The organism is Flavobacterium sp. BFFFF1 (assembly GCF_002256285.1).
In the GTDB taxonomy this organism is placed as follows: domain Bacteria; phylum Bacteroidota; class Bacteroidia; order Flavobacteriales; family Flavobacteriaceae; genus Flavobacterium.
In genome coordinates this window covers 23,290-35,825 of sequence record NZ_NKJE01000017.1, presented here as the reverse complement: position 1 = coordinate 35,825, position 12,536 = coordinate 23,290, and the positions used below count along the sequence as shown (strand labels likewise).

Annotated in this window: 6 protein-coding genes; 3 read left to right on the top strand and 3 right to left on the bottom strand. The window is 42.8% G+C overall.

Features of this window, described 5'->3' with window-relative positions:
- Positions 1-10: 10 nt before the first annotated feature.
- Positions 11-1,339 carry a 7TM diverse intracellular signaling domain-containing protein gene (locus CFE23_RS11270; protein WP_291088010.1) on the bottom strand — a complete coding sequence of 443 codons (1,329 nt, stop codon included), beginning with the start codon at positions 1,337-1,339 and terminating at the stop codon, positions 11-13.
- A gap of 162 nt (positions 1,340-1,501) precedes the next feature.
- Here CFE23_RS11270 and ccsA point away from each other — a divergent pair, with 162 nt between their 5' ends.
- Both ccsA and CFE23_RS11260 read left to right on the top strand, forming a co-directional pair.
- Positions 1,502-4,660: a cytochrome c biogenesis protein CcsA gene (gene ccsA, locus CFE23_RS11265; RefSeq protein ID WP_291088006.1), complete on the top strand. Its 3,159-nt coding sequence runs from the start codon at positions 1,502-1,504 to the stop codon at positions 4,658-4,660.
- 105 nt (positions 4,661-4,765) lie between these two features.
- Complete coding sequence (locus tag CFE23_RS11260; RefSeq protein WP_291088003.1) at positions 4,766-7,123, top strand: GAF domain-containing protein; 2,358 nt, start codon at positions 4,766-4,768, stop codon at positions 7,121-7,123.
- Here the strand turns inward: CFE23_RS11260 and CFE23_RS11255 are convergent.
- The gene (locus tag CFE23_RS11255; protein ID WP_291088001.1) at positions 7,120-8,292 is read right to left on the bottom strand and encodes a Pycsar system effector family protein; all 1,173 of its coding nucleotides are present in this window, start codon (positions 8,290-8,292) and stop codon (positions 7,120-7,122) included. The genes CFE23_RS11260 and CFE23_RS11255 overlap by 4 nt on opposite strands.
- An 88-nt stretch (positions 8,293-8,380) precedes the next feature.
- Between CFE23_RS11255 and CFE23_RS11250 the strand changes: the two genes are divergently transcribed.
- Positions 8,381-12,049 (top strand): metallophosphoesterase, encoded by a 3,669-nt coding sequence (locus tag CFE23_RS11250; protein WP_291087999.1) that lies wholly within the window; start codon positions 8,381-8,383, stop codon positions 12,047-12,049.
- Here the strand turns inward: CFE23_RS11250 and CFE23_RS11245 are convergent, their stop codons facing one another.
- Positions 12,050-12,364 (bottom strand): hypothetical protein, encoded by a 315-nt coding sequence (locus tag CFE23_RS11245; RefSeq protein ID WP_291087997.1) that lies wholly within the window; start codon positions 12,362-12,364, stop codon positions 12,050-12,052.
- Positions 12,365-12,536 lie beyond the last annotated feature (172 nt).

Sequence of the window (12,536 nt, the reverse complement as noted above, 5' to 3'; positions counted from 1 at the left end):
GGTTGATTTTCTACCCGCGTCCGACGGGAATCATAAACCTGACTTCAGTACCATTTTTATTCAATATCTCCATGGTTCCTTTTATACTGGTCATTCGGTACGCCATGTTTTGCAGTCCGTTTCCGGTTTTTCCACGCGCCGCTGTATCCGGGATTCCCTTGCCATTGTCAGCGATAACAATGCTAAGGCATTCGGCGTATTCAATACCCACCGACGCCTGCGTTGCCGCTGCATGTTTTACAATATTGTGGCAGCACTCTTTGACCGAAAGGAAGATGTTTCGCCGGTCTGTTCCATTTACGACAATACCTTCGGGCATATCGCCTATTAAAAAACGCAAGGCTATATGATTCGATTCAAAATATTCGGAGGCAAAGGCCCTGATGTAACTCGTCAAATCTTCCAACGTATTATTTTCCTCCTTCATTACCCAAATCAGTTCACTCATATTTTTAACAAGCGCTGACGCCGTCGTTTTTATTTTTAAAAGGCTCTCGCCCGCGTCATCGTTCCGGACAGCCATTTGGCTCAGATAGGTAATTTTCGTCAGTCCGCTGCCCAGGTCGTCGTGCATATCGGCCGCAATCCGGTTTCTTTCATTTTCAAGTTCTGCTTGTTTTTCAATCACTTTATTTGCTTCCTCCAACAGCGAAAGATTAAGGCTTTCCCAGGTTTTCTTATTGCGGTATCCGATAGCGACGGAGAAAAATATAATATCGATGAAGCTACCAATCATCAGCCACTCTAATGGATAGATGAGCATGCTGTCATCCGGTTCGAGATTTACCACAAAACTGATTAGCCCGCACAAAAGATAGACGGTGCAACCGATTAATATGATCAGCTGAAACTTAATTTCTTTCAAACGGAAGCTTTGATACAGCATCATTCCGGTGATGACAAAGATGAATACGCGCGCCATTACAAATGGAATTGTATAATCTTCCAATGGAAAATAGAGTTTCGAGATGCTAAATAGTGCAGCATATAACAGCAAAAGGACTGCTGTAGCCGGCCAAAACCGAAACAGGAATGGCTTTTCTCTTCCCGAAATGCCAATGGCGTGAATGATAAAATTAAAATAGGAGCACAGGTATATGATTTGTATTGCCTCCCGAAATGCATACATGATGTAGGTTTGCGAATTATTTCCAAACTGCACGGCGATCAGTCCCGTTTTGGAATACAAAAATAGCCCAGTGAAAAAAAGGTAAATCAGGTAGTGAATCAGGAAACGGTCTCTGCTAAAGAAGTATAATACAGCATGATAAATGAACGCGAGCACCGCAGCGCCGAGGATAAAAAGAGCCAGTACAAATTCGATATTGATATTGTGCATCAGGAGTTTTTACAAAACGCGATAAAAATAAGTATTTTCAGATTGCGGCGAAACAAAATTCAAATTCGTTTTTAACAGATATTGCTTTGGTATGACAGCAATTGCGTCACATTTTTCCTTATTTTTGTGCGGCTTTTTATACCAAATAAAATTTTCCACTAAATGGACCATAAAGTACTTTCCCGACTGGCGTCTTTCTTTTTTTCTACACGTTTAATGGCTGCTCTTTTTATCCTTTTTGCGGTGGCAATGGGAGCCGGAACTTTTATAGAGAGTAAATACAACACGGCAACTGCCCGCATACTGATTTATAATTCGTGGTGGTTTGAGGCAATCATGTTGTTTTTCCTGATCAATTTTCTGGGGAACATCAAAAGATACCAACTTTATAAACGGGAAAAATGGGCGACACTAATCCTGCACCTTTCGTTTATTTTTATCTTAATCGGTGCCGGAATTACGAGATACATCAGCTACGAGGGCATGATGCTGATCCGCGAAGGAAGTACCTCCAATGAGTTTTATTCGGAAAAAAACTTCCTGAATATCAGTGTTGACGGCCAGTACAAAGGAGGGCTGAAGCGGAAAGTTAAAGAGAAAGAATTGCTGCTTTCCCAGGCGACTAACAATGATTTTTCAATTTCAGACCGTTTTGCGGATATCCCTTATGAAGTACGCTATGTCGATTACATCATGAATGCGAAGCCTGAAATCAAAGAAGACAAGAACGGTGAGATCTATTTGAAAATGGTAGAAGCAGGAGGAGGCACGCGCCACGAACACTTCCTTAAATCCGGCGAGGTCATCAACATTCACAACATTCTTTTTGCGTTCAATAAACCAACCCAGGGTGCTGTAAATGTAACCGGTGAAGGGACTGCATTGACTATAAAAACGCCATTTGCAGGAACTTTTATGAGAATGGCGGATAAATTACAGGGCGGTGTCGCGAAAGACTCTGTACAGCCGTTAATGCTGCGTTCACTCTACAATGTAGGCGGTGCGCAGTTTGTCTTTCCGAATCCGGCGATGAAAGGCGTGCAGAAATACGTTTCGGACAACAATTATAAAAAGGACAAGGAAGCAGATGATGTGCTTGTGGTTAAAGTGATCGCGGAGGGTAAGGAAAAAGAGCTGTCGCTCATGAGCGGTGTTCCCGAAGCTTCGAAAGTGCAGGTTTTCAATTCCGGCAATCTCGAGTTCACGCTTTCGTTCGGCAACAAAGTTTTCAACACACCTTTTGCTGTAAAGCTAAATGATTTCAACGCGGAGCGGTATCCGGGAACAGAGAGTTTTTCCGCATTTGAAAGTGAGGTTACCGTGATTGACACTACAGGCGGTAAGAAAAATCAATTTGACTATAATATCCATATGAACCACGTCTTGGATTACCAGGGATACCGTTTCTTCCAGTCGTCATATGATGATGATGAAAAAGGGACCAAACTTTCGGTGAGCCACGATTTCTGGGGAACGGTGATCACTTATTCCGGATATTTTATGTTGTTTTTTGGGATGATGGCAATCATGTTTACCAAACATTCGCGTTTCGCTGACCTGAAAAGGAAATTGAACAAAGTGAAGGAAAAGAAAGCCAGTCTTTTGGCCATCGCGCTGTTGTTCCTCGGACTTAATTCGTTTGCACAACACAACGAGCAGCACACGCAGATCTCTGAGCAGCGAATTGACTCGATCCTCAAAAAATATAAAGTAGGAGAGGCCCATGCCTCGAAGTTCGGACGTTTGGTGATTCAGGATGCCGGTGGCCGAATGAAACCGGTGAATACTTTTTCCTCGGAATTGCTAAGGAAAGTCAGCCATTCTGAAAAGTACAAAGGCATGAATGCAGACCAGGTGTTCCTGTCGATGACGCAAAGCCCGGACTTATGGTTTGAAGTGCCGCTGATCTATATCAAACCGGGCAACGACAGCATCAGGAAAATACTCGGAATCCCTGCCACGCAAAAATTGGCGCGATTCATCAATTTCTTCGACGAAAAAGGGAACTATAAATTGTCCAAATACGTCGATAAGGCGAATAAGGAAGCCAATCCGGATCAATTCGAGAAAGATTTTATTGAAACAGATAAAAAAGTGTTCCTGATGAACTCGGCTTTAATGGGAAATATACTCAGGATTTTCCCGATTCCCGGCGATAAGAACAATAAATGGGTTTCTTTCGCAGAATTGGGTACGGCAAAATTTCAAGGGCTTGATTCCGTTTTTACCAAGCAGATTATTCCCATTTACCTGAATTCATTAGCCGATGGCGCATTAAAAAATAACTATAAGGAGGCCGACTTTTACCTTGATGGGATTTCCAAATTCCAGAAAAAGTATGGGGCAAAGGTGATGCCGGATGAGGATAAAATCTCGTATGAAATCCTTTATAACAAAATCAACATTTTCCAAAACCTGTTTTTCCTTTACATGACGGCTGGGGTGGTTATGATGGTTTTTGTGATTATCCGGATTTTTAAGGAGAACAAATTCATGCGAATTTTGGTGAATGCGATGCATGTGATTATCGCCTTATTGTTTGCAGCGCATACTTTAGGTTTAATTGCGAGGTGGTATATTTCAGGGCACGCACCGTGGAGCAACGCGTATGAAGCAATCGTTTATGTTGCCTGGTCGACGATGTTCTTCGGGCTTGCATTTGACCGTAAATCAAAGCTTACTATTGCGGCCTGCGCGTTCGTGACGTCGATTATCCTGATGGCTGCTTATGCCAATTGGATTGATCCGGAAATCGCAAACCTGCAGCCGGTGTTGAATTCATACTGGCTGATGATTCACGTTGCCGTTATCGTAGCGAGTTACGGCCCATTTGCATTGGGTATGGTTCTTGGCTTTGTCTCCTTATTGCTGATGTTGTTTACCAACGAAGGGAATAAGCAAAAAATGAGGCTAAATATCCAGGAAATCACTTACATCAATGAAATGGCTTTAACGATAGGTCTTGTCATGCTAACCATTGGGAATTTTCTGGGAGGGCAGTGGGCTAATGAAAGCTGGGGTCGTTACTGGGGTTGGGATCCGAAAGAAACATGGGCTTTGATCAGTATTATGGTATACGCTTTTGTAATCCATGCCCGGTTTGTTCCGACCTTAAGAGGCAAATGGATTTTTAATCTGATGAGCATGTATGCGTTCATTTCGATATTATTTACCTATTACGGTGTGAACTTCCACTTGTCAGGATTGCATTCTTACGCCAGTGGCGAAGCCAAATCACTGGGCTGGATATGGCAAAGTATCGGCGCAATAAGCTTGTTGGGAGCGATTACCTATTTCAAAGGGAAAAAGTATTTCAAATAATTCTTTGAGGAGATAGAAAAATACTAGTTGTTCATAGCTGATCGATCAGACATTTGATAAGCGCGTTTAATCATTTAGTATCTTTGCATTCTAAAAGTTCGGGACATGATTTTAAAGGAACCCATTGACAATCCATTCGAAGTCCAGATCTCTTTCCATAGGCTGCTCGAAAACCTTGAAGAGATTGCCAATTCTGATGTAGACTATCGTGCCCACTATGCGCAGGGACTGCTTAAAGCGGCCGCTAAAGTACCGGAACTGCGCGATGGTATTAAGGATTTTGATACGATCAAAATGCACAAACACCTGATCGGGAACCTGCTTGCGGATCTTTTTCCAACCGCATTGACCAACAACGAAATCAAAGCAGTTACAATTCCGTTTCACAATATCGTCTTTAATTACTCGGCGCGCTTTCAGCAAATACTAAACAATGCCGGTCCCGACTTTGATATGGAAGTCAGGGATTTTACTGACGAAAGGTTTTATGTGATGAGTTGCTGTATGATCCTGAATGGCTATTATGGGCATAAGTTTGATTTTGCGAAGCCGTTTTTTTACGATATTCCAGACGGAAACGGCATTCAAAAGCATTACCGGATTTTGTACAATGCAGATTTTATCGAAATCCTGCCTACTGAAAAATCCAAGCCCATTACCGCCGAAGACATTGAGATGTTGATCGATAATTTTGAAGATACCGCGCTTTGGAAGGAAAAATTCCCACCGCAAAGCTGGATTATGCGTGGATTCGGGATCATGTCGTTATATGATGCCACAGTAGAAAGCGCCGTTTCTAACCTCAAAACCAATTTACTGAGTCCGAAACAGGAGCTGGATACCGAAATAATCCGTGAAAGTTTTCAGGGAATTTTCCGGTCCATTTTCCAGTTTAACGACCTGCGCATTGGATACAGTTCGATTGACCCGGTTACCAACAAATTTACGGTTTCTCCTTTCGAAAAAAACATCCACAGTTTTCTGTCATATGATGATGCAACAACGGATTGCGGTGATTTTCTTTGTCATAGTGATATGCCGGAATTAATTAAAGAACAGAAGTATTTTGTTATTTCCGATGTGGAAAAATTCCATAGTGAACACCCAAAAGCGCTTATAGGCGGACAACTGCTGGCGCAGGACATTCAAAGTGCCATTTTTGCGCCTGTGGTTAAAAATGGGACGTTACTTGGAGTAATTGAATTGGTTTCCGCTACAAAAAAACGTCTCAATTCCATCAATTCCAATAAACTGGACATTGTGCTTCCTTACCTGATTGACACGATTGACCGGTACTATTCGGATATTCGCAACCAGATCGAGGCCCTGATACAAAAGGAGTATACGACAATCCACCCGAGCGTTTATTGGAAATTTCGGGAAGAAGCGTTCAGCCATCTTAATGATGCGGCGTCGTTGCATGAAATTGTTTTCAATAATGTGTATCCGTTGTTTGGACAAATCGATATTAAAGGATCTTCAGAAAAGCGGAATGCTACTACCAAAGATGATATATTGGTACAGGTCAATTTGTTGAAGGACATTTTTGAGGCAATCAATGCGGCGAAGAAACTGCCCGTATTTGAACAAAAGGTATTTGAACTCGAGCAATATATGACTTCGATAGCCTCGGACGTCAAAGCCGATTCAGAACAAATCATACAGCGGTATATTAAGCAGGAGATTCATCCGATATTGAAAATGCACCAGCCTGAAACGACCGAAATCAAAAAAATGGTTGCAGCGTATTTCGATGCATTGGATGCGAATTCAGAGACAGTTTACGCTTCGCGGAAGAAATTTGACGCCACGGTTTCGATTATCAATAAGAAAATGGCGAATATCCTGGACAAAAAGCAGGTTGAGGCGCAGGAATATTATCCCCATTATTACGAACGTTTTAAAACCGATGGCGTTGAGCACAATATGTATATCGGGAATTCCATCACAAACGAACCGCAATTTAACTTCCTTTACCTATATAACCTGCGGCTGTGGCAATTGCAGGTGATGTGCGATATGGAAAACGAATACCATAAATTGCAGCCTTCGCTTCCCTTTCCTATGGAAGTGGCGTCATTGATCCTGGTGATTAACTTACCCATTACGATTCGTTTCAGGATGGATGAAAAACGGTTTGACGTCGACGGTTCTTATAATGCGCGTTACGAAGTGGTCAAGAAACGCATTGATAAAGCCTTTATTAAAGGGACTACCGAACGGATTACGGCACAAAATAAAATTACAATTGTATACGCACAGCAGGAGGAAGGATCAGAATACAAGCGTTATATTGCGTTCTTACAGCACAAAAAGCGTTTGGGACCAGAAGTCGAATTCTTTGACGTAGAAGACCTGCAGGGTGTTTCCGGATTAAAGGGAATACGGGTATCCGTAATGTATGACCAAACAAGCCCGAAGCTATACAGTTACAATGAACTGGTTTCAGAATTGGGAAATTAAGCCCTTATGGATTGGAAAGCAATCACAAACGCAATCACCGAAATGATAATGCCGACCATAAAAATATTGTAAGTAATCCGCAGCAGGTTGTATTTCCTGTTTAGGACCAATCCCAGAAAATACAAGTCCTTGATCATGGTGTTGTACAAATATTCTTTGTCTTTCATCATTTCGTTCATGGCCCATTCGTATTCATCCAATGGCATCTTGTAAAAATTACCAAAGAAAAGTAAATTCACTTTTTTATCTTCTATTTCCTTTCTCGTGAAGGATCCGGTGGTGACCTTTGGCCTTGTTGAAAGAATGGCGAAAATGATGCAAACGACACTAAAAATCAATAAAATAAACGTCGGGACAACGAGGTGTGCATTTCCGGGGCTGTCCAGTTTTGGGATTAAGGTGGATAATGATATTGAAATGATTATCGCATTTACGGAAAGCAGAATGTTTGCCTTGCTGTCGGCGATCTGGCTCAGCTGCGTGTGGTTGTTCAACGTGACCTTAAACATGGTTTCCACACCGCGTTCCGGTTTTTCGTCTTTTGCCTTTTTGTTTTCCTTCTTGTTTTGCTCTTTTGCCAACTCGGTTATTTTTTGCTGGACCAACATGATATTCTGTTCCTTTTTGGGTTGCCATTCCTCTTTGGCAAATTCCGTGTAAAAGCGGTGTTTTTGCGAAAGCATCTTTAAATTTCCTTCCAGCCACTCCAGGTCACTGAACGTATTGTTGCAGCTTAATTCCCATTCCCGGCGGAGCAAATCACTGATGGCAACATATTTTTTACTTGCAAAATGACTACAGTCTGCATCACGGATGATAAACTCCAAAAGGGTTTCAGGTTCCTTCCTGATATCCGTTGCAAGAATCAATTGTTGTGTCAATGACGAAATTTCGGATGCAATATGTTCTTCAACAGCAAATTGCCTAAATATCTCGATGCTTTTCAGCTCGTGTTCCTCATGACCATTCACATAGCCCGTATCGTGGAAATAGCCAGCCAGTATTAAGCCTTCGTGTTCATTACCTTCAACTTTTAACGCGTTGGCAAGTTTATTAACCGCCTTGACAACTCGTAAAGTATGGTTGAAATTGTGATAAGTATATTCTGGAGAAAGTTTATCTTTGAGTAGATTAAAGACAAATTGTTCCGCTTTTTCGATAATGCCCATGATAAAATTTTACTGCCACCAATTTATGAAATTATTTTGTTTAAAAGACGCCCGATTGCTACAAATTTGGCCGTCTATAACCTGTTTCATGGTGTTGTCTTTTTTGAGTTCCTGCGCAACCCAGGACGCCCAGTACGGACGTAATATTTCTAAAAACGCCTCCGTTTCTGCACCGCCAGCCAATGTACAGCACACTTTTTTTCTCGTGGGTGATGCAGGAAATGCGGATCGCCCGGATGCACAGCATACGTTGTCATTCCTTAAAAAAAGGCTTGATGCCGCTAAACCGGAAAGTACGCTGTTGTTTCTTGGAGACAATATTTACCCGGCAGGCATGCCCATGGCAGGGAAGAAAGAGCGCAAATTGGCAGAGACAAAATTAGACAACCAGATCATCCTCGCGAAGGATTACAAGGGGAGGACCATTTTCATTCCGGGAAATCATGATTGGTACAGCGAAGGACTTCAGGGATTAAAGCGTCAGGAGAACTATATCACCGATAACCTTAAGCAGAAGAAATCCTTTTTGCCAAAGAACGGCTGTGGTATCGATGAAGTTAAAGTCAACGATGACATCACGTTAATCGTTATAGACTCGCAATGGTATATGGAAAATTGGGACGAAAACCCAACGATCAACGACGACTGCGACATTAAATCAAGGGACGATTTTTTCAGGGAGCTCGAAGACAAGCTGGTAAAGAACCAAAAAAAGACCTGCGTGCTGGCGGTACACCACCCTGTAATCAGCAATGGCACCCACGGTGGACAGTATTCACTGATTAAGAACGTGTTTCCTTTCCAGTCTGATTTGCCCCTGCCGATCATTGGATCGGCCATCAATTTCATGAGAAAAACGTCAGGGCTTAATCCGCAGGACATTATGAACAAGAAGTATTCTGCATTGATTGAGCGCATCAAACCGTTGATTCAGGATCGGAGTAATGTCATTGTCGTATCGGGCCACGAGCACAACCTGCAATACCTCGAACGGGACAATGTCAAACAGATTGTCAGCGGTGCCGGTTCAAAAGCAGAGGCGGCAAGGGCGATTTTGCCAAATGATTTTTCGTACGGTGGAAACGGCTATGCGATTCTGGAGATTTATGAAAAAGGGGAGGCCTGGGTTTCGTTTTATGGGATGAAAAAGAAAAAGGAGTTGTTAATGCATAAGTTCCGAATCAATCCGCCAATATTGGAAAAGGAAGTTAAAGTTTACCCAAGCGTTTTTCCGAAACAGTACAATTTTTCTGTTTACAATGACTCGCTGCTGCATAAGAGCGGGTTTCATAATTTTCTTTGGGGAAAGCACTATCGCCAATATTATGGAGCGAAGGTCATTGCAAAAACGGCCGTTCTCGATACGCTGTACGGCGGATTAAAACCCGTTACCGCAGGCGGTGGCCACCAGTCGATGTCATTGAGGCTTGAGGACAACTCGGGAAAACAGTACACCATGCGCGGACTTCGGAAGAATGCTGTGAAGTTCATCCAGACGATGGCATTTAAAAATCAGTTTGTTGAAAACGATTTTAAGAACACCTACGCCGAAAATTTCCTTTTAGATTTCTACACAACATCACATCCTTATACGCCCTTTATCGTTGGTGATCTCGCAGAATCTGTGGGAATAAGACATGCCAACCCAAAGCTGTTTTACGTTCCCAGACAAAATGCATTGGGTGAATTCAATGAAGAGTTTGGAGATGAGCTTTATATGGTCGAGGAACGTCCTGACAAAGGGTTTGAAAAATTGAAAAGCTTTGGCAAGCCCGATGCATTGCTTGGAACGGAAGATGTTTTGTCGAACCTGAGAAAACGTGAAAAATACAAGATCGACGAGAAAGCTTACATCCGGGCAAGATTATTTGACATGCTGATCGGCGATTGGGACCGTCATTATGACCAATGGCGGTGGGGCGAATACAACGAAAACGGCGAAATTATTTACCGCCCGATTCCAAGGGATCGCGACCAGGCTTTTTCAAAATATGATGGCGCGCTGTTGTGGCTCGTTTTAAAGATGCCGGCGCTGCGCCATATGCAATCGTTTAAAGCGGACATTGCCAATGTGAAGTGGTTCAATATGGAAGCCTATCCGCTCGATCTTGCGTTAATCCGATCAGCAACCAAAGCAGATTGGGAAGCGCAGGCAAAATACATCCGGGAAAACCTTACCGACAAGGAAATCGAAGCCGCATTTGGAAGATTGCCTGCTGAAGTAAATGATAAAACCATCGACAAAATCAAAAAGGAGTTAAAATCAAGACGCAGTAAATTGAATATTTATGCCGATAAATATTATGCAGTACTCCAGAGAACGGTACTGATCGTCGGGACAGATAAAAAGGACCGGTTCGATATCACACGCATGAGCGGTGGCAAAACCGAAGTCAGGGTTTACAGGCTGAAAGATGGTAAGGAAACTGAAGTCAGCACCAGGATATATGATCGTGATGAAACCCATGAAATCTGGCTTTACGGGCTTGATGATGACGATGAATACCACGTTAAAGGAAATGGGAGTCGCTGTATTAAAGTGCGTCTTCTGGGAGGGCAAAACCATGATAAATACTTTGTAGAAAATGGACAGAAAGTCAGGATTTATGATTTTAAATCCAAGGACAATGATTTTGATACGGACGGGCGCACCGTTAAAGTATTGTCAGATGATTACGACCTGAACCAATACGATTACAAACGCCCAAAATACAATGCCCTTGCCGGGTTTCCAAATGTAGGGTTCAACCCTGACGATGGCGTTAAGATCGGAGTTTCAGTGACCTACACGGTAAATGGCTTTAAAAGAAATCCATTTTCGCAAAAGCACAATATCCGGGCGAACTACTATTTTGCGACAGCGGGATACGAGTTGCTTTACAAAGGGATTTTTCCAAATATCCGCACCAACTGGCAATTTCAAATGGATGCTGCGATTACCAGCCCCAATTTCAGCTTTAACTTTTTTGGATATGGGAATGAGACTGTTGATAATGAAGAAACCTTGGGGATGAATTACAATCGGGTCAAAGTCCAGGTGATGCGTGCCGCGCCTTCGATGACCTGGAAAGGGGAACTCGGGGCTTACTTTTCTGCGCAGGCGAAGTTTCAGTCTATAGAAGTAGAACGCAGCAATTCCAGGCTTATTGGCGCTCCCGGCATTGTTGATGCCCGCGTGTTTGACACACAGAATTTTGCCGGACTCAACGCGCGTTATGGGTTTGAAAATTATGACAATGTTTCCAACCCGACGCTGGGAATGAAATGTTACATCGAAGCGGGGTGCGATGTCAACATTGCCGATACGGATCGAAGTGTGCCGTACATGGAGTCGATGTTGGGTTTCAGCCATAAAATCCTGTCGAGCGGTAAGGTCGTTTTTGCCTCACAGCTTAAAGCAAAATTGTTATTTAGCAATGATTTTGAGTTTTACCAGATGGCAACGATTGGCGGCGATTTTGATATCCGGGCTTTTCGTAGCGAACGCTTCTCAGGCAAGCGATCGTTTTTCCAAAGTTCCGATGTGAGGTGGCAGTTGGGTAAAATAAGGGAAAGTATCGCGCCGATGCGTTACGGTGTGCTCGCTGGGTTTGACTATGGCAGGGTGTGGCTTCCAGCGGAACCTTCAGATAAGTGGCATACGGCGTTTGGTGGCGGACTTTGGCTGAATGGCATCAACATCGTCACTGCAAAACTCAACTATTTTTACGCTGCTGACGGCGGGCGCGTTTCGTTCGGGTTGGGATTCGGATTCTGATTACTGCTCCAAATCCTGCTTAATGTTCTCAATTTCTTTCGAAGCGAGCTGGCAAATTGCATTCATGTCAGGATGGGAAAGGCAGGTAATAATGAGCCGGATGGACTGTCCATCGTCAGAGAGTATGTATTTACCAGAATTTCCTTTATTGGCGCGCAATGCAAGAAGCGGGCTGTGGCGAAATTCTACAATGAATTCCTTTAATCTGGGTTCCCGGTTTAGGAAATTCTCCTCGTTTCGTTTTACAAGGTTATACAGCGGCGTCAGTTCGGATTTAAGCCCGTTTGTATCGTTGGTTTTAATCTCAATTCTCATAAAATTTCAGGTTTTATCCTCTGGTAGTTGTGAAGCCTAAAATTACACCTGCTATTTCGCGAATTCCTTATAAAATTCTGAACGAACGTTACATCATTTTGTAACATCTCCATATGTTAATATCGTAGACCCACAAAACTTTTATTATTTTAGTTATTGCGTTATGTTGCAA

Coding starts and splice junctions, on each gene's coding strand:
- CFE23_RS11270 (WP_291088010.1), bottom strand. CDS start 1,339: ATGCACAATATCAATATCGAATTTGTACTGGCTCTTTTTATCCTCGGC.
- ccsA (WP_291088006.1), top strand. CDS start 1,502: ATGGACCATAAAGTACTTTCCCGACTGGCGTCTTTCTTTTTTTCTACA.
- CFE23_RS11260 (WP_291088003.1), top strand. CDS start 4,766: ATGATTTTAAAGGAACCCATTGACAATCCATTCGAAGTCCAGATCTCT.
- CFE23_RS11255 (WP_291088001.1), bottom strand. CDS start 8,292: ATGGGCATTATCGAAAAAGCGGAACAATTTGTCTTTAATCTACTCAAA.
- CFE23_RS11250 (WP_291087999.1), top strand. CDS start 8,381: ATGGTGTTGTCTTTTTTGAGTTCCTGCGCAACCCAGGACGCCCAGTAC.
- CFE23_RS11245 (WP_291087997.1), bottom strand. CDS start 12,364: ATGAGAATTGAGATTAAAACCAACGATACAAACGGGCTTAAATCCGAA.